The organism is Flavobacterium sp. CECT 9288 (assembly GCF_918731615.1).
Classification (GTDB): Bacteria; Bacteroidota; Bacteroidia; order Flavobacteriales; family Flavobacteriaceae; genus Flavobacterium.
This window is the reverse complement of record NZ_OU957226.1, coordinates 2,915,539-2,941,520: the sequence shown is the minus strand read 5'-3', so window position 1 is coordinate 2,941,520 and position 25,982 is coordinate 2,915,539. Positions and strand designations below refer to the sequence as shown.

The window sequence follows — 25,982 nt, the reverse complement described above, 5'->3', positions numbered from 1 at the left end:
ACAAATATTAAGGATGAACAAAGTATTAATAACACTGCTATTTTTATTTTCTATTGTAAGTGCAACTGCACAAGACAACTCTAATAATGAAAACCGTCCAGTCAATTCGTCAGAACGTTTTCCCGTGTTTGCGGAGTGCAATTCCAAACAATCTAAGGAACTAGAAAGTTGTTTTTACAACCAAGTGCAAAGCTATATTACTTCTAATTTTAATGTACCTCAAGAATTAGTTTCTTCTAATTTCAAAGGGAATATAAAAGTGCTTTTTGAAGTAGACTCAAACGGAATCTTTAAAGTTATTCATGTAGATGCAAATGAGGAGAAACTTATTTTAGAAACCAAGCGTGTTTTTGGTAAAATGCCTAAAATTCAACCTGCAACATATAATGGGAATGCCACTTATTCTAGATTTACCTACATAATTGCAATTCCTTTGGTAAACAATGTTGTGACTGAAAATATTTCTTTGGCGAAAGCCAAATCCAGCATTACAAAAGATAAAACTTTGTCAGAACTTGATAGCATCGTATATAAAAAATTCGATGATCCAGAATTAGTAAGTCAATTGAACATTCCATTTTCGCATAGTTATTATGCACAATTTGATGCAGCGTTAAATCAAATGGGGAGTAATAATCATACAGCTTCAAAGCCATTTACATACGCAGAAGTATCTAAATATTACAATCTTAAAACAGTGCAAGCATCTCTAATGAAGAAAACTTCAAGCTGGTGGTCTCGAAAATTATGGAATGAGAACATGGTTGCCATTCAAGGAGAAGGATATTGGTTTGCACTTAATCCTATTGTAGATTTACAATTGGGGAAGGCTAGTAAAAGCAGTGATGCGTACACTTATGTAAACACAAGAGGACTTAATTTTAGAGGTGCTCTAGGGAAAAATCTTCATTTTACAACAACTGTTTTTGAAAGTCAAGGGCGTTTTGCTCCTTATTATAATGCTTATGCGGCATCTATAAAGCCGGCAGGTGGTAATCCTGCCATAATTCCTGGAATAGGAATTGCTAAGGATTTTAAAACAACAGGTTTTGATTTTCCTTCGGCAGATGCTAATTTGACTTTTACCCCAAGCAAACATATTGATATGCAATTGGGCTATGGTCGAAATTTCATTGGAGATGGATACAGGTCATTGCTAGAAAGTGATGGCGCTAGTCCATACCCATATTTTAAATTGAATACAAATTTCTGGAAGATCAAGTATACCAATACCTATATGTGGCTCAAAGACGTGCGTCCTGAGGTGACTCTTGAACGTACCTATGCAACTAAGTTTATGGCCAATCATTATTTGAGTTGGAACGTGTCAAACAAGTTGAATTTAGGTTTTTTTGAATCGGTGGTATGGACAAATACAAATGATAGAGGGTTTGATATGAATTTTGTTAATCCATTAATTTTTTACAGATCAGTCGAGTTTACGTCTTCGGCAAGAAGTGGGAATGCAGTTTTGGGTCTAACTTTTAAATACAAATGGAATAACCAAATCAATTTTTATGGGCAGTTTATCCTAGATGAATTCTCATTGAATGATGTCAAAGAGCGAAATAATAGTTGGAAAAACAAGTATGGGTATCAGTTAGGAGCAAAGTATTACAATGCTTTCGATGTTGAGAATTTAACATTGCAATTAGAATACAATCATGTGAGGCCGTATGTCTATTCTCATAGTATGCCAATTACAAATTACGCACACAACAATCAAAGTTTAGGGCATCAATGGGGGGCAAATTTTAGCGAGTTAATCCTTTTAGCCCGTTATCGAAAAGAACGATATTACGCTGACGCAAAATTTACAATGGGAACCAGAGGTTTTGATTTTGACACTGCCACAAACGGATTTAATTATGGAGGCAACATCTATAAAGATTACGACGAGAAAAGGCCCTTTGATTCAGATGTAAAAGTAGGTCAAGGTAATAAAACAGCAGTTTTTATTGCAGATCTTCAAGCTGGTTACATAGTTAATCCTTTGACAAACTTAAAGATATTTGCTAGCTATATCTACAGATCATTTGATCCAGCAGCAGCTACTACAGTTGCACAAAATCAAAATACAAGTTGGTTTAGTTTAGGTGTTAGAACCGATATTTTCAATTGGTATTTTGACTATTAATAGAAGGTCATTTATTTTTATACTTTTTTGTGAATTGTTTTTTGTCAAATCCCTTTTGATAGCCTACTTTTGCATAAGTTTTTAGAAATAAAATAAATAGTAGCATTGAGCGCATCACAAAGTACACTTTCATTAAAATCAGTTTACATAGACTTCAGGGAAATCACAAAAGCACGATTAGCGGTTAGTGTCGTTTTTTCGTCTGTTGCGGGTTTTATGTTGGGTATTTATGATTTTCAGTCTTTAGATTGGATGGTTTTGTTAAAACTTGCAATTGGCGGATATTGCATGGTAGGTGCTTCAAATGCTTTCAATCAAATCATAGAGAAAGATCTTGATGCTTTAATGGATCGTACCAAAGGTAGGCCTGTTCCAGCTGGAAGAATGAGTCAAACTACCGCGCTTTTAATTGCAATTTTGTTAACTATCATAGGTCTAGTGCTTTTATATACTATAAATGGAAAGTCGGCCATGTTTGGTGCTATCTCTATATTTTTATATACAAGTGTTTATACACCATTAAAAACGATGACTTCTTTGTCTGTTTTTGTAGGTGCTTTTCCAGGAGCAATTCCTTTTATGTTGGGTTGGGTTGCTGCAACTGGTGAATTTGGTATCGAAGCAGGAACTTTGTTTTTGATTCAGTTTTTTTGGCAATTTCCTCATTTCTGGGCTATTGGTTGGTTCCTATATGAAGATTATGAGAAAGCAGGTTTTTTTATGTTACCAACGGGAAAAAAAGATAAAGGAACAGCGTTGCAAGTGATTTTATATACCGTTTGGCTCATATTAGCTTCATTGTTGCCAGCTTTTGGATATACGGGTAGGTTGTATATAACGCCTATTGCAGCAGGAATTGTTCTCGTATTAGGATTATGGATGTTGTTTTATGGTGTTAAGCTTTATCAGTTAAGAACTGCAAAAGCAGCTAGAACACTTATGCTTGTAAGTGTTACCTACATTACATTATTACAATTAGTATACATATTTGATAAATTTTTAAGATAGTTATGGAAATGACAATAACGGCCGAAGAGCAAAAATCCAGAACAAATAGATCCTATAAATTGATCCTTTTGTTCGCAATGGCAAGTATGACCATGATGTTTGCGGGACTCACAAGTGCTTTTGTAGTGAGTAAATCAAGAGCAGATTGGTTGAAAGATTTTCAATTACCACCAGCGTTTTATTACAGTACTGCTGCTATTATAGGTTGTAGTGTAACATTTCATTTGGCAAAAAAAGCAATACAAAAGAACAATAATAGCACCACAACAATGTATTTATTAGCTACATTGGGACTTGGTATTTTATTTGTAATTTTACAATTTGTAGGTTTTGGACAAATAGTAGAAAGCGGTTATTATTTTACTGGTAGCGGGAGTTCAATTACAACTACATTTCTATATGTAGTAACGGTAGTTCACCTTATTCACCTTGCTGGAGGTGTGATTTCGCTTTTAATTATAATTTATAATCATTTTAAACAAAAATACAATTCATCTCAAACCCTTGGTATAGAACTTGGTGCAATGTATTGGCACTTTCTGGACTTATTGTGGGTTTATTTGTTTTTGTTTTTATATTTCTTTAAATAAGAAAAAAACGTAAATTTGGGAACTTTTTAACGAATAACTTTTATGGAAGCGACAGTTACTACTGCAAATAGTGAAGAAAAAACTTGGGGAGGCGGCAATGAGCCAATGGGAGCAAGTTACGGCAAATTAATGATGTGGTTTTTTATCGTGTCAGATGCTTTAACGTTCTCTGGATTTCTAGCGGCGTATGGTTTTTCTAGATTTAAATTTATTGAAACATGGCCATTGGCTGATGAAGTGTTTACTCACTTTCCGTTTTTACACGGAGTTTCGGCGCCAATGTATTATGTGGCATTAATGACTTTTATTTTGATTTTCTCGTCGGTAACTATGGTTTTAGCCGTAGATGCTGGTCATCAAATGAAAAAAGATAAAGTTGTTTTGTACATGTTCTTGACCATCATTGGAGGTCTTATCTTTGTTGGTTCTCAAGCTTGGGAATGGAAAAATTTTATCAAAGGAGAGTACGGAGCAATTGAAACAAAAGGGGGTAGTTTGCTTCAGTTTGTTGATAAAGACGGAAAACGTGTTGCACTTGCTGATTTTGCAGTGACTTTACCTGAAGAGCGTGAACAGCTTAAAAGAAACAAAGCTAAATGGTTCATGGAAGAAGGAGAATTGCCATCTTACTCTGTTGCCGAGGTACAAGCTGGTTTCAAAGCTCACCCAGATTTATTGATTAGAACTGAGGTTATCAATGCAAACAAACAAAAAACTATCCTTACTAGAAAAGATTCTGAGGCTAGACTTTCTCAGGCACATTATGTTGTAGAGGGTGCTAACTTAATCAGAAACGAATACGGAAGTAAACTTTTTGCTGATTTCTTCTTTTTTATTACTGGATTTCACGGATTTCACGTTTTCTCTGGAGTAGTTATCAATATTATTATCTTTTTCAATGTACTTTTAGGTACTTATGATAAGAGAAAAAGTTATGAAATGGTAGAAAAAGTAGGTCTATATTGGCACTTTGTAGATTTAGTTTGGGTATTTGTATTTACAGTTTTCTATCTAGTTTAATTTCTAAAAAAAATTATTATCATGTCACACGAACACGCATCAAACGTAGGTAGAATCTGGAAAGTATTCGGAATATTATCTGCTGTAACTATAGTAGAAGTTGTTTTAGGTATTTTTAAGCCAGAAGCACTTCACATGAATAATCTAATGGGTATGAACCTGCTTAACTGGATATTTTATTTGCTTACAATTTACAAAGCATATTATATCGTTTGGGCTTTCATGCACATGGAAGGCGAAAAAAGCTCATTGAGAAATGCAGTAGTTTTTCCACTTATTTTTCTGGTATTATACATTCTTTTTATCTTTTTGACCGAAGGGGATTATATTTATGAGGTTTTTAAAAACTCCACTATTAAATGGAATTTTTAACAAGATATTAATTCAATTAAAGGGTACGCATTGCGTACCTTTTTTTATTTTTGTACTATATATTTAAAATGTGATGAAAAAAAATATTGTCCTGTTTGTACTTTTTATTTTGCCTATAGTTGCTTATTTGTTTTTTGCTTCTGGAGTTAATGGGTATACTAAATTACCTATTATTACTCCTAATACTGCTGATTTTGGTCCTTGGAAAACTTTAGACAGCAAACCTATAACATTAAATGGTAAAGTCACCATTTTAGGTTTTTCAGGTTCTGAGTTATTAAAAAATAGAGGTAACCTTTTTAATTTAAATCAAAAAATTTACCAGCGTTATCATGAATTTAAAGATGTTCAGTTTGTAATGATATGCCCTTCTGGAACAGAAACGGATGCTAAAAAAGTAGTTGATGCTTTAGGTGCTTTTACAGATGTTGCTCAATGGAGATTTGTCTTTGCTTCGCCAGAAGATATTACGGCGTACTATTCTCAATTAAAATTAAAAGATCAACTAGATGATAAATTAGGTACGCCAAAGGTTTATATCGTTGATAAAAAAAGAAATTTACGAGGACGAAAGTTAGTCAAAGATGAGATGGAAGGTTATAATACTTTTCATCCAGCTGAACTAAGTAATGAAATGCTCGATGATTTTAAAGTTATCTTGTATGAATACAGAGCTGCTCTTAAAAAGAATAACAATGCAACAAGAAAAATTTAATTGTTATGTTTAAAAACAAATCATACATCGGAATTTCATTTGTTATTTTAGTATTTGGTATTTATGCCATTCCTAAAATTGTAGAGCGTATTAAGAACGATAAAGTCGTACAAGGCGACCGCCTTGATTTTGTAAATCCAGAAGTTATAGAGGAAGGAAAGCTTTTGAAAATAGGTGCTGCACCTAAGTTTGAATTAATAAATCAAGATAATGTTAAAATCACTAATGAGACATACAAAGGTAAAGTATATGTTCTAGAGTTTTTTTTTACAACTTGCCCTACTATTTGTCCTAAAATGAATGAAAGTATGTTGCTTATTGAGAAAAAATTCTTTGGTAATCCTAACTTTGGAATCGCTTCAATAACTATTGATCCTTTGACGGATACTCCTACAGTATTAAAAGCACATTATGATTTGTTAGGAATTAGATCTAAAAATTGGAATTTTTTGACTGGTGAGAAAGATTATATTTTTAAGTTGGCTAATAAAGGTTTTAACTTGTATGCTGGCGAGAATAAAAAAGTGGCTGGAGGATTTGAACATTCGGGTTTATTTGCATTGATTGATAAAAACGGAAACATTCGTTGTCGTAATGATGAATTTGGTAATCCTATTTTATATTATGATGGACTCGATAAAAAAGGAGTTAGAAACCTACAACAAGATATTAATATTTTATTAGAAGAATAGATATGAAAAACAATTCCTTAGAACAAAAATTCAATAAATACATCATTGCCGTATCTATAGTTATACCTGTTGTGGTAGCTATTTTATTTAAAATTAAACTAAAAGATTTTGGAATTGATGTAGCACCTTTATCTTTTTTACCGCCTATTTATGCAACTACAAATGGTATTACAGCGGTTTTACTTGTAGCTGCTGTTGTAGCTATTAGAAACGGGAATAGAAAATGGCATCAGTATTTTATGACTACAGCAATTGCTTTATCGCTTGCTTTTTTAGTGATGTATGTTGCGTACCACATGACCAGCGACTCTACTGTTTTTGGTGATATTAACCATAATGGCATATTAGAGGATTCAGAAAAAGGGAGTGTAGGATCTTTACGTATTGTGTACTTATTGATTTTGGTAACGCATATCATTTTATCTATTGCTATTATTCCTATGGTTTTGATTACTTATGTACGAGCAATAGGTCAAGATTTTGTGGCCCACAAGAAGATTTCGAAAATTACTTTTCCTATATGGTTATATGTTGCGGTTACAGGAGTGGTAGTTTATTTGATGATTTCGCCGTATTACGTTTCTTAATTTATAAGTAGAAAGATGAAATTACATAACAATAGTTATATGAAATTTTTGGGTTTTTTACTGGTATTTTTCATGACTGCCAGTATGAGTGCGCAGTGTGCCATGTGTAGAGCTGCGCTTACTAGTGGTGATAACACTACTCAAGCTGCAGCGGTAAATGACGGTATAGTTTACCTAATGGTTATTCCTTATTTACTGGTTGCCATCATTGGTTTTTTGATTTATAAAATGAAGAAAAATAAAGCTTCATAGTTTATAATGTATCTATCAATGTTTATTTCAAACCATTGATAGATACATTAATTTTACCTTTTACTTTTATAAATGCTATTATGGCTTGATTTGTTAGTTGGATTTTTTGAAACTCAATGTTCTCCATTTTTCCATTTACAAATACGCCTTGCATAGGAGAGTAATTCTTTAAATACGTTTGCATACTTTTTTGACCTTCGTCAAGGTTTGGTTGAATAGAATACCTGCAACTTTGTTTTATTTTTTTTAGGATTAATGATTGAGCAAGCCAGTTTGCGGTTCGCATTAATTTGTTTTTTGTGTCCAAGGCATAGTCAAGATCTTCAAAATAAACTTCTTTGGTTTTGTCATTATATTGTGGTAAGCCAGATAGATACAACGTGCCATTCACACTGCCCAAAACATCTAATGCAATAATCATTTTTCCTTTTTTGTGCCAAATGTCCACGTTTTGAACTTGAATTTTTTTGGACCCCGATCCAAATTCTTGCCCTTTAAAATTTTTAGTCATTATTTTAGACGCTTCTTGATAGGAGGAGATGGCAATAATATTGGCATTAATATCATTAGGTATTTTAGTAACTGGTTTTAATGATATCTTAGAGGCATTAAACTTTGATTCGGGTTGTTTTCCTATAAAAGTTTCCATGTTGCATTTCATGCCCATTTCAATAAGGAATGCGTCATTTTTTAAGCTTGCTGTAGTGGTGTAAATCTCTTGAGGAACGATGCGTAACCAACTTTCGTAAGTGTCATTCATTAAAAACGGAGTAGTTATTTTTTCTAATGCGCTTAAAACGTTTGGTTTAAAATCCATTGATTTGCTAATGGATTCATCTATTTTACGTTCTATTTTTGATTTAAATAACTTAATTCCGGGATTGATTAAGTAGGTTACTGGTACGTTTTTACCAAAGACAACCATGGTTGGGCTTTCGTTCCAGTCAAGGGATTTTAATTCGGTTTTAGTATTAAGAATCCAGTTTGTCAGTGTGACTTCGCTTGAAAGTGTGACAATCCCGTTTAAATTAAATTCTCTGGTGTCATATAATTCAACCCCCATTTTTTTGGTGCCAATCCTATATTTAATGATAGCTTTTAAAGGCAAAACAGTTTTTATTTTCCCCCCTGCTTCTGATGTGATTGTTATTGGGGCTTGTTTCCAAACTTTCATTTCAATATCATCATCCTCAATGGCACTGTCTTCATAAATAAGACCAGTCAACACTTGATTAGTTTGATTCTCGATATCTTTTAATTTTACCGATATAGGTAGATTGATAAAGGATGGAAGATTTTCATAAACCAATGGCACAGCATCATCTGGTTCTGGTTTTAAAGCGTTTATTTTATTTGTTGTGGCGCAGGATTCACACAAAATTACAGCTACAAAAACGAAAATGATTCGAGAGAATGCGTACATTTAATTAATTTTAGAAAACAAAATTAGTAAAACAATTCTTTTTTTATGATTTTTTGTAACAAATGGTACAATCGAAAGTCTTATTGTTTAATTATTGAATTTCAGATTGTAAAATTTATGATTTTGAAGACCATAATTAAGCTAAGTTAAATGTGTGTGACTTTATGTTGTGCAATTATTTAAAATATATGAAAAAAAAGAGTTTCTTTAGTTTATTCATTGTTCTTGTAGGATTGTCTGTAAATGGACAAACCAAAAAATGGACCTTGCAAGAATGTGTGAACTACGCCATTCAAAACAACATCTCTATTAAGCAATCTGCTCTTGATACTAAAACGGCATTGATTGATAAAAGAGGTGCCATTGGTAATTTTTTACCTTCATTGAATGCCAGTACTTCCCACTCTTGGAATATTGGTCTAAACCAAGACATTATTTCTGGTACATTGGAAAATAAAACCACACAATTTACTTCTGCTGGGGCAAATGTAGGAATTGATATTTACAAGGGTTTGCAAAATCAAAATACCTTACGCAGGTCTAATTTATCTCTAGTTGCAGCCAAGTATCAGTTGTTAAAAATGCAAGAAGATGTTGCCTTAAACGTAGCGAATGCCTTTTTACAAGTGCTTTTTAATAAAGAAAACTTAAAAGTACAAAAGCAACAGCTTGATATTAATGAAAAACAATATATACGTTCAGAAGAGTTAGTAAATTCAGGCTCTATACCAAGAGGTGATTTATTAGATATTAAAGCTACTATAGCAACTAATAATCAGAGTATAATTGCTGCCGAGAATGCTTTGCTAATTTCTAAATTGAGTTTATCACAATTGTTACAGCTTAAGGAATTTGAAAATTTTGATGTAGCAGACGATACTGATGTAAAGGATGAAAACAATATCATGATGCAAAATCCTAATGCAATTTATAACAAAGCATTAGAAGGAAGAACAGAATTGAAAATTGCTAAAACTAATTTAGAAATTGCTGAAAAAGATGTGGACATTGCAAGAGGTGCTTATCAACCTACTATTCAAGGTTTTTATAGGTTTGATTCAAGGGTAGCCTATAGTGGTAGACCAGTTGGAAGAATACAAAGCACTGAAAATCCCACCTCTCAAATAGGTTTTGTAGAAGGAACAAATCAAAATGTTTTGGCTCCTAATATTTTACCAGTTTTAGGGAAACCAGCTCCATTTTTTAATCAGTTTAGCGATAATAAAGGGCACTCTTTTGGAGTGCAAATCTCAATACCAATATTTAATGGGTTTTCTGTTAGAAACAATGTAGAGCGTTCAAGAGTAAATCTAGAGCGATCAAAAATTGCAGTAGAACAGCAAGACTTAGATTTACAAAGAAATGTTTACACGGCATTTGCTGATGCAAAAGGAGCTTTAAAATCATACGAATCGGCTGTAATTGCTGTTGAGGCAAGACAAAATGCTGTTGATTTTGCAAAGGAACGTTTTAATGTGGGGCTAATGAACTCATTCGATTACAATCAAGCCCAAACATTGCTTACTAATGCGCAATCTGAAGTATTGAGAACCAAATACGATTATATCTTTAAAATTAAAATATTAGAATTCTATTTTGGAATTCCTCTTATCAAAAACTAATTATTATGTCAAAAAAAACAGTTTATATCCTAATAGGTGGTGCAGTAGTAATTATTGCGGGTTTAATTGCTCTTTCTAAATCTGGGGTTATAGGTAAAAAAGATGTAGGTACGGAGGTAGAAACCGCACAAGTAATTCCATCTACAATAATTGAAACGGTATCTGCTACCGGAAAAATACAGCCTGAAATTGAAGTTAAAATTTCTTCTGAAGTTTCGGGAGAAATCATCGCCTTAAATGTAAAAGAAGGGCAAGTAGTGAAAAAAGGAGATTTACTAGTGAAGATCAATCCAGATTTATACACGTCTGGTTACAACAGATCAGTATCTAACTTATCCGGAACTAAAGCAAGTTTAAGTCAAGCAGATGCTTCTTTTAAAGAATCAAAAGCAAACTACGATAGAAACAAAACATTGTTTGATAAAGGAATCATTTCAAAATCGGATTGGGACAAGGCTATTGCTTCGTTTGAAGTTGCTAAAGCGTCTAAACAGTCAGCTTATTACAACGTTCAAAGCGCTTCTGCAACAGTAAATGAAGCCAAAGATAATCTAGGGCGTACAACTATTTATGCACCTGCTGACGGTACTATTTCTATGTTAAATGTAGAATTAGGAGAGCGTGTTTTAGGAACGCAACAAATGACAGGAACTGAGATTTTGAGAGTAGCCAACTTGAATAATATGGAGGTTGAAGTAGATGTTAATGAAAATGATATTGTAAAAATTAAAGTGGGGGATGAAGCTAATGTAGAAGTTGATGCTTATCTTAAAAAGCAGTTTAAAGGTGTTGTTACAAGCATTTCAAATTCAGCAAGTTCAGCTTTGACAGCAGATCAGGTAACTAATTTTAAAGTTAAAGTAAGAATATTAAAAGAATCTTACGAAGATTTATTAGAAGGGAAGCCAAATACATACTCTCCTTTTAGACCAGGAATGACAGCTACGGTAGATATAATTACTGAAACTAGAAGCAATGTGCTTGCTGTTCCAATTAGTTCAGTTGTAGTAAAATCAGATACTGCAGCCGTAAAAGAAATAAAAGTTGAGGATACAAGTGAGGATCAAAAAGATGCTGCCCCTAAAAGCGACAAGAAATTTGAGTGTGTTTTTGTTAAAGTAGGAGATAAAGCAAAAATTAGAATTATAAAAACTGGTATTCAAGACGATACTAATATTGAAATCCTGACTGGCTTGAAAAAAGGAGATGTAATTATTACAGGACCTTATGCCACAGTTACAAAAGAGCTAAACTCAGGAGATAAAGTGGCAATTGCTACTGATAAAGATAAAAAGGACAAGGACAAGAAGTAATCATTATACATACCATTTTGAAATCACAATCATAAAATCTAATTTTGTGATTGTGATTTTTAATTTAAACAAAAACCAAATTGAGTTATATACTAAACATTGAAACCGCTACTAAGAATTGTTCTGTTTCATTAGCAAAAGATGGCGTAACAATCCTTTGTAAAGAAATTGCAGAAGAAGGATACTCACATGCAGAGCGACTTCATGTTTTTATAGAAGAAATTTTTAAAGAGTCAGGTTGTAATCTCAAAGATTTATCTGCCGTTGCAGTTAGTCAAGGTCCAGGTTCTTATACGGGTTTGCGTATAGGCGTATCAGCTGCAAAAGGATTGTGTTTTGCATTAGATATTCCACTAATAGCTATAGATACGCTGGAAACTCTTGCGGCACAAGCTAAAATTAATAAGGGTTTAATTATTCCGATGATTGATGCCCGAAGAATGGAAGTATACAGTGCATTTTTTGATTCAAAACTTGAAAAAAAGCGTGAAGTTCAGGCCCAAATAATAGATGAGAATTCATTTAATGAGCTTCAAGATGATTTGTATTTTGTGGGAGACTGTGCTGTAAAATGCAAGAGCGTACTCAATAAAAGCAATCATTTTTTTCTAGAAACTTTAGTTTTTCCTTCGGCTAACGAAATGAGTTTTCTTAGTTTTGAAAAATTCAAAATAAACGACATTGTTGATGTCGCTTATTTTGAACCCTATTATTTGAAAGACTTTATGATAACTACTCCTAAAAAAAAGTAAATTATGCTCACTAGTTTTAGGTTGCAGTGTTTGATGTAAACGAAGACTCTTTAACAAAAGGTTGCATAGTAATTCCGGCAATATCAAAGGCTTCTTTGCATCCTTGAAGCGTTTCTGCACATACATTTCCAAAATCTTCATTTGTTGCCCATGGTCTAACAGCTAGTTGAATTGCATTGTCTGTTAATATTTTGACAGCAACTTCGGCTTCTGGTGTTTTTAAAACCTTAGGGTTGTTTTCCAAAACTGTAGTTATGATGTCTTTCGCAATTTTAATATTGGTGTCATAGGATATTGCAATAGTCAAATCGGCTCTTCTAATTTTTTCCATAGAATAGTTAATGATATTCCCATTTGATAAGGCACCGTTAGGAACAAAAATAGTTTGATTGTTACCTGTAATTAATTTGGTAACAAAAATTTGTATTTCACTTACAGTTCCTGTTACACCTTGTGCTTCTATTGTGTCGTTGACACGAAAGGGCTTGAATAGAATAATTAACATTCCGCCAGCAAAATTGGAAAGAGATCCTTGTAATGACAACCCCACCGCAAGTCCCATGGCTCCTAAAATTGCAACAAAAGAGGATGTTTCAATCCCTAATTTAGAGATAAACGATACAAACAAAATTACTCGTAAAACCCAAAGTAAAATATCAGCTAAAAACCGAGTTAGGGTAGGGTCTAGATCTCTCTTGACCATTAAGGTCCTAATAAATCGATTGATTAATCGGATGATGTACAATCCAGCGATTAGGATGATAAATGCCGAAATTAATTTTGGGGAATAATCAATTAATACTTGCGCAAAAGTATTGGCGTAGCTAGTGATTTGGTTTGGGTCTAGATTCATATTTGTAAAATAAAAAACCTTCTCAATAGGAGAAGGTTGGATTTGTGGGTCAAAAATACAATTATTTTACTTTTTATTAAATTAATCTGCGTCTTCTTCGATTTTATTTACAACTTCTTTTATTTCTGTTTTAGCAATTTCTTTTCCGTCGTCAGCTAAAGCTACAGTTTTCTCAGTTGTATTTTCAATCGCTTTTTTGGCATCTTCGGTACCGTTAGCAATTGCATCGCTAGTGTGATTCAATTTTTCTTTTACAGTATCCGTAAGGTTTTCTAAAGTTTCTTCGGCTTTATCAGCAAATTCAGCTACCTTTTCTTTTGCTTGTCCAGCAAACTCTTCTGCTTTATCAACAATAGGTGCTGCGTGTACTTTAACTTTATCAATGGTTTCTTCGGCAAAGTTTTCTGCTTTTTCAAGGTAAGGAGCTGCAGCTTCTTTGGCTTGCTCTAGTTTATCTTCAATAAAATCTTCGGCTTTATCTAGGTAAGGTGCAGCATTTGCTTTTGCTTGTTCTAGTGTTGCTTCGGCTTTATTGGCCAATTCAGTCGTGGTTTCTTTGGCAGAGCCAAATAAATTTTTAAAAAAAGAGGTTAGTCCCATGGTATTTTTTATTTGATTAGTCCTACAATGTTAGTGATTTTTTTTCAATTATAGTTTATCCTATTATTAATAATTTATTGAAAATCAGTTCTAAAATGTTTGTTATTTGTCAAAAGTGTTGATTTTACTCGTTTTGTGGGATGTTGATTTTGGGAATAATCAGACCTTTTATTTTAATTGGAATGTAAATTTGAATCGTGCTAGAACTTTCTATTCTATATAAAACACAAAAAAGCGCTTCGATAGAAACGCTTTTTTAAAATGAATAAAGTTTAAAATATTCTAGGGTTTAATCAATGCTAAACCAATGTAAAAGCACTTATGCATTAACGGCTTCTACTTTGATACTTTCATCGTTTAGCATACTTTTTAACATGTTTTCGATACCGCTTTTTAAAGTAAATGTTGATGATGGACAGCCGCTACAAGCTCCTTGTAAAATTACTTTCACCAGTTTTTCCTCCTCATTGTAGGAGTCAAAAGCTATATTACCTCCATCAGCCTGAACTGCTGGTTTTACATATTCTTCTAAAATATTAATAATTTGTTGAGAAGTGGTGTCTAAATTATCAAACTCTTGCGCCTTGATAGTTTCGGTTTCAGTAGAGCTTGCAATGTAGCTTTCATCTAGTACAATACCGCCGTTTTCTATATATTGTTTAATGAAACTTCTAAGTTCTAATGTGATTTCTTGCCATTCATTGATATCATATTTTGTAATTGAAATATAATTTTCATCAATAAAAATTTCTTTTACATAAGGAAATTTAAATAATTCCTTTGCTAATGGTGAAGCACTAGTTTGATCTATATTTTTAAATTCGACAGCATTTTTGGTCAACATTTTACTAACTACAAATTTTAATGCAGCTGGATTTGGAGTAGTTTCTCCATAAACATTAACAGGTTGCTTTTTTGTAGTAGTTTCACTTTTAGTTACAATTACGCCTCCGTCTATTATAAATTGTTCAATCTGCTCTGCAACTGCGTCCTTGACATCATCCCATTCTACAATGCTAAATCTTTCGATTGCAATAAAATTACCGGAGATATATACGGTTTTTACAAAGGGTAAATAAAATAATTTTTGAGCCAATGGCGAATCTTTTGCTTCGTCGATATTCTTAAACTCAAAATTTTCATTTTGTGTTATAAAATCTTCAAACTCAAATTTTAGTATGGTTGGGTTTTGCGTTTCTTTTATGGTGATTTTGCTCATGATTTTTGAAATTTTTACAAATTTACTAAAGTTATTTTCTATGAATACCTATATTTGATTTTTTAAAGAAGAAATTAACTTTTGTTATCAAGTTTAGGGTTTCAAGGTTTAGTTTTATCTTATAATAGCCATTGAATTCATTTGGTTAATTAAATTATTTTCGATGTATCAAAAACTTACTGTTTTACTTGTTTTTTTCTTTTGCCAAAATACTTTTGCTCAAGAAGGAATTCCTGTTTATTCCGATTATCTATCTGATAATTATTACCTTCTTCATCCTTCTATGGCAGGTGCCGCAAATTGTTCAAAAATAAGACTTACTGCTCGTAAACAATGGTTTGATCAGGAAGATGCTCCTGCTTTACAAACACTCAGTTTTAATGGTAGAATAAGTGATAATGCTGGTGCAGGTATTATTGTTTTTAATGATAAAAATGGATTTCATTCTCAAAAGGGTGTGAAACTTACTTATGCTTATCATTTGATGTTTTCTAGAGATGAAGTAGATCTTAATCAACTGTCTTTTGGTATGAGTGCGGGTTTTATTCAAAGTCAACTAGACCAAACTTCTTTTTTAGAGCCAGGACAAAGTGATCCCTCTGTAGATGGAACTGTGATCCTTAAAGAGGCTTATTTTAATACTGATATTGGTTTGTCTTATAATTATCTTGACTTTTATGCTCATGCTACTGTAAAGAACGCGATCGAATCTAGAAGAGCAATTTATAGTGATTACGAAAGTGACAATCTAAGAAAATATATGATCAGTGTAGGCTATAATTTTGGTAATCCAAAAGAATTGCTTTGGGAACCATCTGTTTTGTATCAACAAGTAGAAGCTACAAATGAAAAAGCAATAGATTTAAATTTGAAAGTTTATAAAAACATTGATTTTGGACGTGTGTGGGGTGGTCTTTCGTACAGACGTAGTTTAGAAGGAGCACAGTTTAATGATAACGGTGTCATTGGAACCCAAAAATTACAATATATTACACCAATTGTAGGGGTGAATGTTAATAAATTTATGTTTGCTTATACCTATTCTCAACTTTCGGGAGCCGTGCAGTTTGATAACGGTGGTTACCATCAAATTACCTTAGGGATTGATTTATTTTGTAAGCCAGCTAAATATTCATGTAATTGTCCAGCCATAAACTAATTTTTTATGATCATAAAATCGGTTCTAGGAAAAACTCCTGCTATACCTGAAGATTGCTATGTTGCAGAAAATGCAACCATTGTTGGCGATGTGAAATTTGGAAAAAATTGTAGTGTTTGGTTTAATGCTGTAATTAGAGGTGATGTAAATTTTATTACTATAGGAGATAAGGTAAATATTCAAGATGGTGCCGTTATTCATTGTACCTATAAAAAGTACCCCACAATTATAGGGAATAATGTTTCTATTGGTCATAATGCTATTGTGCACGGTTGTACCCTACACGATAACGTTTTAATAGGTATGGGAGCTATAGTTATGGATAATTGTATTGTAGAAAGTAACTCTATTGTAGCTGCAGGTGCTGTGATTACTCAAAACACAGTTGTAACTTCGGGTTCTATTTGGGCTGGAGTTCCTGCAAAAAAAGTTAAAGATATTGATCAGTCTGATTTTGCTGGAGAAATTGAACGTATCTCTAATAATTATGTGATGTATTCGAGTTGGTTCAAAGAAGAGTAATTTAATTTAAAAGTCTTTGCTAATGGCTGTAAAATTATTGCCAATAATTTCTTGTAGCACTTTTGGATTCGTATTCGTGTAAAATATATTTTCAGACCCTGAACTAGAACTAAAACCTACTTTTTCTCGTAGCACGTTTTGAGTTTGTTTGGCTACAGCCTGACCTGAATCTATAATTTGAATGTGATCAGGAAGTATTTTTTTTATTTGCGGAATCAAATAGGGGTAATGACTACATCCCAGCACAAGATAATCAATGTTTTCTCGAATCATTGGTGCAAGATAAGATTCTAGTAAAAGAGTCATTTCTGGGGAGTTTATCTTCCCGTTTTCTATCAATTGAACCAAACCGTGTCCTACTTGTTCAATTATTTTTGTATCCTGATATTTTTCAGTTGTTTTATTAAAGAGCTCACTATTGAGTGTCCCTTGTGTTGCTAAAATGCCAATTACTTGTGTTTTTGAATGCGTAACAGCAGGCTTTATAGCTGGTTCTATGCCAATGAACGGAATAGTATATTTGGCTCTTAATTCTTGAATGGCATTTGTGGTGGCTGTATTGCAGGCAACTACTATTAATTTACAACCCATATCCAATAAAAAATCAGTGTTTTTTATGCTCAATGTAATAATCTCTGATTTTGATTTTTGACCGTAGGGAGCATTTTTGCTATCGGCAAGGTATATTGTTTTTTCATTTGGAAGTAATTCGTGTATAGCACTCCATATAGAGGTGCCACCTATTCCTGAGTCAAAAATTCCTATCGGCTGATTGTTGTAATCCATAGTAACAAAGTTATGTGCTTAAATTTAATATTGCAATACTGTATTGAAACAAAAAACTGCTCAAACTTTAATAGTAGGAGCAGTTTTTGAAATATTAAGATAGATTTTTTTAGAAACCTAAATCTTTTTTTACATCAGCTGTTATGTTTGGTCCGTCAGCAAGTAATAAAGAAGATCCATCAACGATATATTGAAAACCTTTAGCTTTACCAATTTTTTGGATTGAAGCTCTTACTTTTTCCATAAGTGGTTTCATGATATCTGATTCTTTTTGTTGCAATTCTTTTTGAGCATTGTCTCTGTAATCAACAATTCTTTTTTGCATGTCTTGTACTTCTTTTGAACGTTCACCGTTTATTGCTTCAGTTACTGTAGAAGCTTCTGCTTCGTACTTTTTTAATTTCCCTTGGTACTCTTCTACCATTTTTTTGTATTCAGCATCATATGTACCACTCAATTTATCTAATTGTTTTTGACCATCTAATACTGCTGGCATTTTTGTCATAATCTCACTAACATCAACATGAGCTGTCTTTGCTTGTGCATTAACGGTTTGATTTGCTCCTAACATTAATAGTGCAGCAATTAATAGAGTTTTGATTTGTTTCATCGGTTTTAAAATATTAAGTAATTAATTGTTATTTGTGTTTTTCTTTTGTGATTCCTCTTTTGCTTTTCTTTGAGCTTCTCGATCTTCAAGGATTTTTTTCTTTTTATCCTCTAAAGCTTTCTTGCGCTCTTCAAAAATTTTCTTTTTCTCTTCTGCTGAATTTAATTTTACCTCTTCGGTTTTTTGAGTTGTTTTGCTTGCTTCATTTGTTGCGGTTTTAGTTGCGTCATCTGAAGTTGGTTTTGCTAAAACCGTGCCATTTTTTTTAGCTAATCTTTCCTCTTGAATTCTTTTTTTATTGTCCTCAAATTCTTTCTTCTTTTGCTCTTGCAAAGCTTTGCGCTCTTCAAAAGCTTTGTCTCGAGCTGTCTTTTTTTCTTCTAGAACTTTTTGTCTTTCTTGAACAAGTTCGTTATCAGCATCGGTATCTTCTTTGCTTTCCCTTGCCTCAGCATCTTTGAGTTGCTTTTTTGTGAGTTGCTCTCTTTTTTCGGCACGTGTAAGAACTCTTAAAACTTGATCGCTAATATCGAATTTTTTTGCGGCAAATAGCATGGTTAGGTCCGAAGATTTATCAAAAATAAAATCATATTTTAATCGGTCTGCAATATCCTGAACTGCTGTGAAAACTTGGTCTTGAATTGGTTTTATCAGTGTTTCTTTTTGCGCTATTAAATCACCGTTGGGACCAAATCTTTTTTGTTGATACTCTAAATTTTCATTTTCAAGAAACCTGATTTCTGTTTCTCTTTCTTCAATTAGCTCTTTTGTTAATAATGTTTTTTCGGCTTTTAATGCTTCCTTAAGCGTGTTGATTTCATTTCTTTTGGTGTCAATCTCAATTTTCCATTTTTGAGTTCTTTGTTCCAATTGATTTTTTGCCTCAATATAATCGGGTACATTTTGTAAAATATACTCCATATCTATGTACCCAAGTTTTGTTCCTTTGACTTGTGCATTCAATCCGTGGATAACAAATGCAAATACTACAAAAACGACTGTAAAATGTTTTTTCATAATGGTACTATTTTAAGTTGCAAAAAACGATTTTTAGAACTGTTGGCCTATAATGAAATGGGTTTCCCATCCATTTGCTTTTGGTTGTCCTGGAAGTGCATCAAATCCATGTCCAAAATCGATTCCTAATAATCCAAATGCTGGCATGAAAACTCGCAATCCAACACCCGCTGATCTGTTTAAAGAAAATGGGTTAAAGGATTTAAAATCTTTGTATGCTGAACCCGCCTCTAAAAATCCAAGTGCATATATAGATGCTGATTGTTTTAATGTGATAGGGTAACGCAATTCCATTGAAAACTTGTTAAATACAGTTCCACCAATTTGATCTCCTCTTTCATTTGTAGGAGTAAGAGAGTTGTTAGGGTAACCACGCAATTGAATGTTTTCACGTCCATCCATTGCAAAGTTTGCTAATCCGTCCCCACCTAAATAATATCTTTCAAACGGAACTGCTCCACGTTCTTGATTGTAGCTTCCTAAAAATCCAAACTCTGTTAATAAACGCAATACTAATTTACCATAAATTTTGGTATACGTATCAGCTTTGAATTTTACTTTATAGTATTCTAACCAGTTGAATCTTTTTTGGTCAACTTTACTTGCATCGGCTGCAGCCAAATTAAAATCAGTTACTTTATTACCATTAGCATCTATATAATCTCCAATGTTTACAATGTTTCCATTAGCATCTGGTATATTTTGTCTGTTTTCAGTATTCTTTAATTTATACTCTTCTTGATTACCAAGGTTAGCATAATCTACTCCATTGAACAACGAATAAGGAGGTGTCAGTTTTGCCGAAAGGCTAACCTCTGAACCGTATGTTGGGAAAATAGGGTTTACACCTTTACTGTTTCTGGTAAGTCCTATAGTGTATGACAAGTTTCTTGAAGTTCCGTTACCAAAAGTAAACAAACCGGTGTTGTAGTTGTTTAATGAATAGTGCTGGTAGCTTATAGATTGAGATAATACAAAGAAATCATCTGGTACAGTAAGTCTTTTTGCAAGACCTACAGATAAGGTTAGGATGTCAAAACTTCTTGTTTTATCCGCTCTTTGCGTAACAAAATTGTTCAAAAATTGTTTACTGTAGGATAGTGATGAACTAAAAGACACTGGTTTCTTACCTCCAAACCATGGCTCAGAAAAAGACATACTGTATGTTTGAAAAAAGGTACTAGCTTGCAAACGCAATGAAACTTTTTGTCCATCTCCCATCGGTAATGGCTTGTATGCTTCTTTTTTGAACATGTTTCTAGCCGAAAAATTGTTGAAGGATAATCCTAGCGTACCTATAAATCCACCACCACCATAACCTCCTTGAAGTTCAATTTGGCTTGATCCTTTTTCAACAAGATTGTATTCAATATCAACTGTTCCTGCTCCTGAATCTACATTTCTAAATTTTGGGTCAATAGCCTCAGGATCAAAAAATCCTAATTGTCCAATTTCACGGACCGTACGTACTAATTCGTCTTTACTGTATTTTTCCCCTGGTTTGGTTCTTAATTCACGGTAAATTACTCTATCATTAGTTTTGTCATTTCCAACTACCGTAATTTTGTTGAAATAAGCAATAGGTCCTTCGGTGATTCTAATCTCAAAATCAATGGTATCGTTTGCCGTTTTAACTTCAACAGCATTTACATTCGAAAATAAATAACCATTATTTTGATATAAGTTTGTTAAGTCTTCTGCATCTGGTTTAGACTTGTCAGCAATTCTTTTTTCTAGTAAAACACCATTGTAGGTATCTCCTTTTTTAATTCCTAAAACTCTACCTAAACCTTGATCGGTATAGATTGTATTTCCAAGGAATTTAATGTTTCCAAAGTAATATTTATTACCTTCTTCAACATTGATTTTTATATTTAGGAGGTTTTTTTCTTTATTGTACACCACAGAGTCAGATACGATTCTAGCATCTCTAAATCCTTTTTCTTTATAAGTGGCAATTACTTTTTCTAGATCGGCTTTGTATTTGTCTTTAATGTATTTTGATGGTTTAAGAATACGTGTAACTTTCTTCTTCTTAGTGTCTTTCATTGCACTTTGTAGTTTTTTATCACTTATCTTAGTGTTTCCTACAAAATCAATATTTTCTATTTTCACCTTGTCGCCTTTATCAATGTTTACAAGCATATTCACTTGATTGATAGTTGCGGTATCTTTTATGGTGTTAATGTTAACTTTAGTATTGTAAAAACCATCTTTTTTATATTTGTTTTCGATATAATTTTTAGTGGTTGTTATCAAGTTTTCATTAACAACTTTCCCTTTTGTAAGAGAGTTGTCTTTGATTAGTTCTTCAACTTTAGCTTTTTTAACACCTACAATTTTTACTTCACCTAGTTTAGGTAATTCAACAATGTTTAAATCAAGGTAAATACTATCGTTTTGAATTCTATTTACATAAAAAGAGATTTCATCAAATAAGCCAAGTTTACCTAGTTTTTTTATAGCAGTACTCACTTCTTCTCCAGGAATTGTGATTTCTTGACCTTTCTGTAATCCTGTAAAAGTAACTACAGTTTGGCTGTTAAAACTAATATCGCCTACAACGGTAACATCAGCTAATATGTATTTTTTTCCTTGATCAAAAGGGACTCTTTCTTGCGCTTTTACTTGTGTAAAACACCCGAAAATCAATACGCTAAGGGCTAATTGTATGCTTTTTTTTAACACTAAAAAATTATTTAATTTGTTCACTTGTTTTTCCAAATCTGCGTTCTCTTTTTTGATAACTAATGATAGCCTCATATAAATCTTGTTCTTTAAAGTCTGGCCACAATATATCAGTAAAATATAATTCTGCATAGGCTATTTGCCACAACAAAAAATTACTTATCCTATGTTCTCCACTTGTTCGTATTAATAAATCTACCTCTGGTAAATTTTGCGTGTAAAGATGCTCATTAATAATGGAATCGTCAATATTGTCTATTGAAATTATATTATTTTTAACTTTACTACAGATGTTTTTAACAGCCGAAACGAGTTCTTCTCTTGAACCATAGCTTAACGCCAAAGTCAAAGTCATTTGCGTATTGTTTTTGGTCTTTTCAATAACGTCAAGTAATTCTTTTTGAGCTGTTTTAGGGAGTTTTTCTAAGTTGCCTATTGCGTTGAGCTTAATATTGTTTTTTTGCAATGTGGTCAATTCTTTTTTTAAGGAATTTATAAGAACCTTCATTAAGGTTTCTACCTCTAGCTTAGGTCTATTCCAGTTTTCGGTAGAGAATGCGTATAATGTTAGGCACTCAATGCCTAATTTTGCTGTAGCTTCAATAATAACTTTTACTGATTTAGTCCCGCTTTCGTGACCAAAAGCGCGTAAAAATCCTTGTTGTTTTGCCCAGCGCCCATTACCATCCATAATAATGGCTAGGTGTTTGGGTAATCTAGTGGTGTCTATATTTTCTAATAAATTCATTTTTATTCAGTGCAATAACACGGTTTTTGTCCAAAAGTGTATGTAAGGCTTACTCCTGTAAAAACATACCAATCGTTATTATTTATATTCCCAAAATTTTGATTAAAACTACCGTCAATATTATCACTAAAGGTGTATCGAGCACCTGTTTCTAAAGCTAATATGAAATGTGGTGTAATGTTTGATTTAACTCCTATTATCATTGGTATTGCAACAGAATTTTTTCTTTCTGTTCTTCCATTTACTTTTAATCCAGTCTTGCTGTTGTTTAAGTTATAATCAGCAAAGATATAATTAATACCGGATGCCACATACGGAGTAATTTTAGTCGATGATTCATGAAGATTAAAGTCGAAAAAATTGAACTCTAGACCTAATGATACTTCTTGAATACTTGTTTTAAAATCATAACCTCTATTAGTTCTGCCTCCTTCCTTAGAATCTTGGTCTCTAGCAGTAAGGTGAGATTGGTTGTATGAAAACCTGTAAGAATGTCTCGGACTTTTATTCCATTTGTATAAAAAACCAAAAGCAGTTTCATTTGGTGCAATATAATTAGTTGTTCCTACATCACCTATGTAATTGCTTCCGCCCATAAAAATACCAACCTCATGTATTTGAGATTGTACTTCAGTAAAGGAAATAATAGATAATAATAAATAAAAGATCTTCTTCATTAACTCAAAAATTGCGTGCAAATATAATAATTATCAATTCGATACAATGCCCAATCTGTTAAATGTGTATTTTTTTAATAATTCACATAGTAACGTTCTTTAAACAAGGCGTTTGTTTCTTTTAAACGTAAAAAACTGATAAAATCGTATAGCCTTTTAAGTAAAATGATTTAATTGCGCTTGTCTTGACCCCAAAGTAGTTTGTTGCGAAGTGTTTTTAGGAAAGTTTCTTCGGGAATTTCAACCATATTAATTTGAAATGGTGTTTTATTTAAGGTTAATATCGATTCGTTTTTTATAGAGGTGACTCTTGAATCTAATGAAACCAAATAATTTTCTTCTCTACCAGATACTTTTAGCCTTATCTCTGTTTCGTCTGGTACAACAAGTGGTCTTGCGGTTAGGTTGTGTGGTGCAATTGGTGTAATAACAAGGCTTTTTACATCAGGAGTTAATATTGGACCACCACAACTTAATGAATATCCAGTTGATCCTGTTGGGGTTGATATAATGAGTCCGTCTGCCCAATACGAATTTAAAAACTCTCCGTTTAGATACGTGTCAATAGTGATCATAGAAGTAGTATCTTTTCTGCTCACTGTTATTTCATTCATTGCAAAATTAATTTCCTCTATGGCCTCGTTTGTGGGTGTGCAGGTTAATGTTAATAGAGTTCTTTTTGAAATGGTATATTTTTTGTCAATTACAAATTGCATAAATGCTGCAATATTTTCCTTTTGTACTGTAGCTAAAAAACCTAGTCTACCTGCATTTATACCTAATATTGGAATGCCAGAGTCTCTCACTAGTGTAGCAGCTCTTAATATGGTGCCATCTCCACCTATGCTTATCAACATATCAAAACTAGTGTCTAATTCAGTGTGCTTGCTAAAGGTATTGTATGTTTTTTCTACAATTTTCTTATCGTTTAATATTTTTAAAAATTGAGCTTCAATAACCATTTCAACCTTTTTTTTATTAAAAAAATCAAAGATATCATTGATAATTGGTTCTGTGCTGTTTTGATAATATTGACCGTAGATAGCAACTTTCATATTTTTTGAATAATCGTTTTATGGAATAATTGGTATAACACTTTTTGAATGTGAAATTTTGCACTAGATATTAAGGTATTTGTCTAAATAATCAGAGCGCTCTTTTAAGTTGTTGATGTAATTGTCTTCTTGGTGGTCTGATAAAATCTCGTAATTATATCGTCTAAATGTTTGAATGATTTCGTTCATAGCTCCCAAAGAAATTTTTAAAGTAACCACAATGCTATCAACTGCTGCTTCCGAAACGAATAAGCCAAGCAGTTTGCCATTATTACTTTCTACAATTTGAGTGATCTGACTCATCGAGTATTCTAAAATTGGTTTTTGAACCACTATGATTCCACCTGGTTCTTTTAAAAATGGGGTTTCATGAAAAAAGCGCATGACATCCTCCATTTCGTAATAACCAACATAGTTATTATTTGAATCTAAAACTGGTACCAAATTAGTATGGTTTTTGGCAAATACTTCTAAAACGTCTAACCAAATAGTAGTAGTTCGAACATAAAAACCTTCTAGAGTAAAACGATAATCAATGATTTTTTTATCACTGTCAAAGGTCTCGCTATCCTCTGCAGCAATACAGCCCAAGTACACGCCATCTTCTACCACAGGAAAGTGAGAGAACGATATATCACTAAAAAAGTCCTGAACTTCCGCAATAGTTTCTTGGCTGTCAAGGGCTTTATAGTCGTTGTTGATAAATTGGAGTAGGTCTGTCATAAGTTTGCGAGCAATATTTCATGCAAAATAATCAAAAAATAGCAAAATCTCCTAAGTTTTACTTTGTATTTTTGCTTTCAATTAAACACTAGTAAATCAAACTAAACCTGTATTCATGACAAAGTTAAGTGTAAACATCAATAAAATAGCAACTTTACGAAATGCTCGCGGCGGCAATGTGCCTGATTTGTTAAAAGTCGCTACCGATATTCAGCGATTTGGGGGTCAAGGAATCACCATTCACCCAAGGCCTGACGAACGACACATTAGGTACCAAGATGCCCGCGATTTAAAACCGATTGTTTACACCGAGTTTAACATCGAGGGTAACCCGCAGCATAATTTTATCGATTTGGTTTTAGAGTGTCAGCCTACACAAGTAACCTTAGTTCCTGATGCCATTGGAGCTATCACTTCTTCGGCTGGTTGGGATACGGTTAAAAATCAAGCTTACTTGACCGAGATGATTCAGGAATTTCAACGCCACAACATTCGAACTTCTATTTTTGTAGATCCACGACTCGACATGATCGAAGGTGCTAAAAAAACAGGTACTGATCGTATCGAACTATATACCGAAGCTTTTTCTCACCAATACAGCTTAGGCAATACTTCAGCAATTGAACCGTATATCGCTGCAGCCGAATTAGCCAATGAATTGCAGTTGGGTATCAATGCTGGACATGATTTAAGTCTGGATAACATTCAATTTTTCAAACAAAATATCCCTGGACTTTTAGAAGTTTCTATCGGTCACGCGCTTATTTCTGAGGCTTTGTATCTTGGACTCGAGAATGTTGTTAATATGTATTTGCAAAAGTTGAAGTAAATAAATGTAAATT

General features: G+C 32.9%; 27 protein-coding genes. 15 read left to right on the top strand and 12 right to left on the bottom strand.

Translation table 11 applies throughout. The features are described 5' to 3' along the window. The first annotated feature begins 13 nt into the window (after window positions 1-13). The 9 genes from LQ189_RS13060 to LQ189_RS13020 all read left to right on the top strand — a co-directional run bounded on the left by LQ189_RS13060 (window position 14) and on the right by LQ189_RS13020 (window position 7,373). Window positions 14-2,137 (top strand): capsule assembly Wzi family protein, encoded by a 2,124-nt coding sequence (locus tag LQ189_RS13060; protein WP_230157740.1) that lies wholly within the window; start codon window positions 14-16, stop codon window positions 2,135-2,137. A gap of 105 nt (window positions 2,138-2,242) precedes the next feature. After that, on the top strand, window positions 2,243-3,145 hold the full coding sequence (cyoE, locus tag LQ189_RS13055) for a heme o synthase (RefSeq protein ID WP_230157738.1): 903 nt from the start codon (window positions 2,243-2,245) through the stop codon (window positions 3,143-3,145). 2 nt (window positions 3,146-3,147) lie between these two features. After that, a complete protein-coding gene (locus LQ189_RS13050; RefSeq protein ID WP_230157737.1) occupies window positions 3,148-3,735 on the top strand; it encodes a cytochrome c oxidase subunit 3 in 588 nt (195 codons plus the stop codon). 42 nt (window positions 3,736-3,777) lie between these two features. Continuing rightward, window positions 3,778-4,755 carry a cytochrome c oxidase subunit 3 gene (locus LQ189_RS13045; RefSeq protein WP_086452900.1) on the top strand — a complete coding sequence of 326 codons (978 nt, stop codon included), beginning with the start codon at window positions 3,778-3,780 and terminating at the stop codon, window positions 4,753-4,755. 21 nt (window positions 4,756-4,776) lie between these two features. Then, window positions 4,777-5,127, top strand: a complete 351-nt coding sequence (locus LQ189_RS13040; protein WP_086452901.1) for a cytochrome C oxidase subunit IV family protein — start codon at window positions 4,777-4,779, stop codon at window positions 5,125-5,127. Window positions 5,128-5,200: 73 nt separating this feature from the next. Next, complete coding sequence (locus tag LQ189_RS13035; RefSeq protein ID WP_221917827.1) at window positions 5,201-5,842, top strand: hypothetical protein; 642 nt, start codon at window positions 5,201-5,203, stop codon at window positions 5,840-5,842. 5 nt (window positions 5,843-5,847) lie between these two features. Further along, complete coding sequence (locus LQ189_RS13030) at window positions 5,848-6,534, top strand: SCO family protein (protein WP_230157736.1); 687 nt, start codon at window positions 5,848-5,850, stop codon at window positions 6,532-6,534. Between the two features lie 2 nt (window positions 6,535-6,536). Next, on the top strand, window positions 6,537-7,121 hold the full coding sequence (locus LQ189_RS13025; RefSeq protein WP_230157735.1) for a DUF420 domain-containing protein: 585 nt from the start codon (window positions 6,537-6,539) through the stop codon (window positions 7,119-7,121). Window positions 7,122-7,136: 15 nt separating this feature from the next. Beyond that, complete coding sequence (locus LQ189_RS13020; RefSeq protein WP_086452905.1) at window positions 7,137-7,373, top strand: hypothetical protein; 237 nt, start codon at window positions 7,137-7,139, stop codon at window positions 7,371-7,373. A gap of 22 nt (window positions 7,374-7,395) precedes the next feature. On the opposite strand, the gene LQ189_RS13015 is transcribed toward LQ189_RS13020, so the two are convergent. Further along, complete coding sequence (locus tag LQ189_RS13015; protein ID WP_230157734.1) at window positions 7,396-8,796, bottom strand: DUF4403 family protein; 1,401 nt, start codon at window positions 8,794-8,796, stop codon at window positions 7,396-7,398. Between the two features lie 188 nt (window positions 8,797-8,984). Here LQ189_RS13015 and LQ189_RS13010 point away from each other — a divergent pair, with 188 nt between their 5' ends. The 3 genes from LQ189_RS13010 to tsaB all read left to right on the top strand — a co-directional run bounded on the left by LQ189_RS13010 (window position 8,985) and on the right by tsaB (window position 12,483). Continuing rightward, on the top strand, window positions 8,985-10,418 hold the full coding sequence (locus LQ189_RS13010; RefSeq protein WP_230157733.1) for a TolC family protein: 1,434 nt from the start codon (window positions 8,985-8,987) through the stop codon (window positions 10,416-10,418). 5 nt (window positions 10,419-10,423) lie between these two features. Further along, window positions 10,424-11,731 (top strand): efflux RND transporter periplasmic adaptor subunit, encoded by a 1,308-nt coding sequence (locus LQ189_RS13005; RefSeq protein WP_230157732.1) that lies wholly within the window; start codon window positions 10,424-10,426, stop codon window positions 11,729-11,731. Between the two features lie 80 nt (window positions 11,732-11,811). Further along, the gene (tsaB, locus tag LQ189_RS13000; RefSeq protein ID WP_230157730.1) at window positions 11,812-12,483 is read left to right on the top strand and encodes a tRNA (adenosine(37)-N6)-threonylcarbamoyltransferase complex dimerization subunit type 1 TsaB; all 672 of its coding nucleotides are present in this window, start codon (window positions 11,812-11,814) and stop codon (window positions 12,481-12,483) included. Between the two features lie 16 nt (window positions 12,484-12,499). Here tsaB and LQ189_RS12995 read toward each other — a convergent pair whose 3' ends face one another. The 3 genes from LQ189_RS12995 to LQ189_RS12985 form a co-directional block, all read right to left on the bottom strand. After that, a complete protein-coding gene (locus LQ189_RS12995) occupies window positions 12,500-13,336 on the bottom strand; it encodes a mechanosensitive ion channel family protein (protein ID WP_230157729.1) in 837 nt (278 codons plus the stop codon). A gap of 81 nt (window positions 13,337-13,417) precedes the next feature. Beyond that, window positions 13,418-13,936 carry an apolipoprotein A1/A4/E family protein gene (locus LQ189_RS12990; protein WP_230157728.1) on the bottom strand — a complete coding sequence of 173 codons (519 nt, stop codon included), beginning with the start codon at window positions 13,934-13,936 and terminating at the stop codon, window positions 13,418-13,420. Between the two features lie 319 nt (window positions 13,937-14,255). Continuing rightward, window positions 14,256-15,155, bottom strand: a complete 900-nt coding sequence (locus tag LQ189_RS12985; protein ID WP_230157724.1) for a NifU family protein — start codon at window positions 15,153-15,155, stop codon at window positions 14,256-14,258. Window positions 15,156-15,318: 163 nt separating this feature from the next. On the opposite strand from LQ189_RS12985, the gene LQ189_RS12980 reads away from it, so the two are divergent. Continuing rightward, window positions 15,319-16,314, top strand: a complete 996-nt coding sequence (locus LQ189_RS12980) for a type IX secretion system membrane protein PorP/SprF (RefSeq protein ID WP_230157722.1) — start codon at window positions 15,319-15,321, stop codon at window positions 16,312-16,314. A gap of 6 nt (window positions 16,315-16,320) precedes the next feature. Further along, window positions 16,321-16,836, top strand: coding sequence for a gamma carbonic anhydrase family protein (locus LQ189_RS12975; RefSeq protein ID WP_230157720.1), 516 nt, complete (start codon window positions 16,321-16,323; stop codon window positions 16,834-16,836). A gap of 6 nt (window positions 16,837-16,842) precedes the next feature. Here LQ189_RS12975 and murI read toward each other — a convergent pair whose 3' ends face one another. From murI to LQ189_RS12935, 8 genes are all read right to left on the bottom strand, one after another. After that, a complete protein-coding gene (gene murI, locus LQ189_RS12970; RefSeq protein ID WP_230157718.1) occupies window positions 16,843-17,622 on the bottom strand; it encodes a glutamate racemase in 780 nt (259 codons plus the stop codon). Window positions 17,623-17,731: 109 nt separating this feature from the next. Next, window positions 17,732-18,232 (bottom strand): OmpH family outer membrane protein, encoded by a 501-nt coding sequence (locus tag LQ189_RS12965; RefSeq protein WP_086452916.1) that lies wholly within the window; start codon window positions 18,230-18,232, stop codon window positions 17,732-17,734. A 21-nt stretch (window positions 18,233-18,253) separates the two neighbouring features. Next, window positions 18,254-19,249 (bottom strand): OmpH family outer membrane protein, encoded by a 996-nt coding sequence (locus LQ189_RS12960; protein WP_230157717.1) that lies wholly within the window; start codon window positions 19,247-19,249, stop codon window positions 18,254-18,256. A gap of 33 nt (window positions 19,250-19,282) precedes the next feature. Further along, complete coding sequence (locus tag LQ189_RS12955; protein WP_230157715.1) at window positions 19,283-22,012, bottom strand: outer membrane protein assembly factor; 2,730 nt, start codon at window positions 22,010-22,012, stop codon at window positions 19,283-19,285. After that, window positions 21,945-22,685, bottom strand: a complete 741-nt coding sequence (locus LQ189_RS12950; RefSeq protein ID WP_086452919.1) for an isoprenyl transferase — start codon at window positions 22,683-22,685, stop codon at window positions 21,945-21,947. Before LQ189_RS12950 ends, LQ189_RS12955 begins: the two co-directional genes overlap by 68 nt. 2 nt (window positions 22,686-22,687) lie before the next feature. After that, the gene (locus tag LQ189_RS12945; protein ID WP_230157713.1) at window positions 22,688-23,362 is read right to left on the bottom strand and encodes a DUF6089 family protein; all 675 of its coding nucleotides are present in this window, start codon (window positions 23,360-23,362) and stop codon (window positions 22,688-22,690) included. Between the two features lie 170 nt (window positions 23,363-23,532). Next, on the bottom strand, window positions 23,533-24,417 hold the full coding sequence (locus tag LQ189_RS12940) for an NAD kinase (RefSeq protein WP_086452921.1): 885 nt from the start codon (window positions 24,415-24,417) through the stop codon (window positions 23,533-23,535). A 63-nt stretch (window positions 24,418-24,480) separates the two neighbouring features. Further along, window positions 24,481-25,140 (bottom strand): CBS domain-containing protein, encoded by a 660-nt coding sequence (locus tag LQ189_RS12935; protein WP_230157711.1) that lies wholly within the window; start codon window positions 25,138-25,140, stop codon window positions 24,481-24,483. Between the two features lie 115 nt (window positions 25,141-25,255). Between LQ189_RS12935 and LQ189_RS12930 the strand changes: the two genes are divergently transcribed. Next, window positions 25,256-25,969, top strand: coding sequence for a pyridoxine 5'-phosphate synthase (locus LQ189_RS12930; RefSeq protein ID WP_230157708.1), 714 nt, complete (start codon window positions 25,256-25,258; stop codon window positions 25,967-25,969). Window positions 25,970-25,982 lie beyond the last annotated feature (13 nt).

Coding starts and splice junctions, on each gene's coding strand:
- LQ189_RS12945 (WP_230157713.1), bottom strand. CDS start 23,362: ATGAAGAAGATCTTTTATTTATTATTATCTATTATTTCCTTTACTGAA.
- LQ189_RS12985 (WP_230157724.1), bottom strand. CDS start 15,155: ATGAGCAAAATCACCATAAAAGAAACGCAAAACCCAACCATACTAAAA.
- LQ189_RS12990 (WP_230157728.1), bottom strand. CDS start 13,936: ATGGGACTAACCTCTTTTTTTAAAAATTTATTTGGCTCTGCCAAAGAA.
- LQ189_RS13060 (WP_230157740.1), top strand. CDS start 14: ATGAACAAAGTATTAATAACACTGCTATTTTTATTTTCTATTGTAAGT.
- LQ189_RS13040 (WP_086452901.1), top strand. CDS start 4,777: ATGTCACACGAACACGCATCAAACGTAGGTAGAATCTGGAAAGTATTC.
- LQ189_RS13045 (WP_086452900.1), top strand. CDS start 3,778: ATGGAAGCGACAGTTACTACTGCAAATAGTGAAGAAAAAACTTGGGGA.
- LQ189_RS13015 (WP_230157734.1), bottom strand. CDS start 8,796: ATGTACGCATTCTCTCGAATCATTTTCGTTTTTGTAGCTGTAATTTTG.
- LQ189_RS12965 (WP_086452916.1), bottom strand. CDS start 18,232: ATGAAACAAATCAAAACTCTATTAATTGCTGCACTATTAATGTTAGGA.
- LQ189_RS12980 (WP_230157722.1), top strand. CDS start 15,319: ATGTATCAAAAACTTACTGTTTTACTTGTTTTTTTCTTTTGCCAAAAT.
- LQ189_RS12940 (WP_086452921.1), bottom strand. CDS start 24,417: ATGAAAGTTGCTATCTACGGTCAATATTATCAAAACAGCACAGAACCA.
- LQ189_RS12955 (WP_230157715.1), bottom strand. CDS start 22,012: ATGAGGCTATCATTAGTTATCAAAAAAGAGAACGCAGATTTGGAAAAA.
- LQ189_RS12960 (WP_230157717.1), bottom strand. CDS start 19,249: ATGAAAAAACATTTTACAGTCGTTTTTGTAGTATTTGCATTTGTTATC.
- LQ189_RS12950 (WP_086452919.1), bottom strand. CDS start 22,685: ATGAATTTATTAGAAAATATAGACACCACTAGATTACCCAAACACCTA.
- LQ189_RS12995 (WP_230157729.1), bottom strand. CDS start 13,336: ATGAATCTAGACCCAAACCAAATCACTAGCTACGCCAATACTTTTGCG.
- murI (WP_230157718.1), bottom strand. CDS start 17,622: ATGGATTACAACAATCAGCCGATAGGAATTTTTGACTCAGGAATAGGT.
- LQ189_RS13020 (WP_086452905.1), top strand. CDS start 7,137: ATGAAATTACATAACAATAGTTATATGAAATTTTTGGGTTTTTTACTG.
- LQ189_RS13010 (WP_230157733.1), top strand. CDS start 8,985: ATGAAAAAAAAGAGTTTCTTTAGTTTATTCATTGTTCTTGTAGGATTG.
- LQ189_RS12935 (WP_230157711.1), bottom strand. CDS start 25,140: ATGACAGACCTACTCCAATTTATCAACAACGACTATAAAGCCCTTGAC.
- LQ189_RS13030 (WP_230157736.1), top strand. CDS start 5,848: ATGTTTAAAAACAAATCATACATCGGAATTTCATTTGTTATTTTAGTA.
- LQ189_RS13005 (WP_230157732.1), top strand. CDS start 10,424: ATGTCAAAAAAAACAGTTTATATCCTAATAGGTGGTGCAGTAGTAATT.
- LQ189_RS12975 (WP_230157720.1), top strand. CDS start 16,321: ATGATCATAAAATCGGTTCTAGGAAAAACTCCTGCTATACCTGAAGAT.
- LQ189_RS13050 (WP_230157737.1), top strand. CDS start 3,148: ATGGAAATGACAATAACGGCCGAAGAGCAAAAATCCAGAACAAATAGA.
- LQ189_RS13025 (WP_230157735.1), top strand. CDS start 6,537: ATGAAAAACAATTCCTTAGAACAAAAATTCAATAAATACATCATTGCC.
- LQ189_RS12930 (WP_230157708.1), top strand. CDS start 25,256: ATGACAAAGTTAAGTGTAAACATCAATAAAATAGCAACTTTACGAAAT.
- LQ189_RS13035 (WP_221917827.1), top strand. CDS start 5,201: ATGAAAAAAAATATTGTCCTGTTTGTACTTTTTATTTTGCCTATAGTT.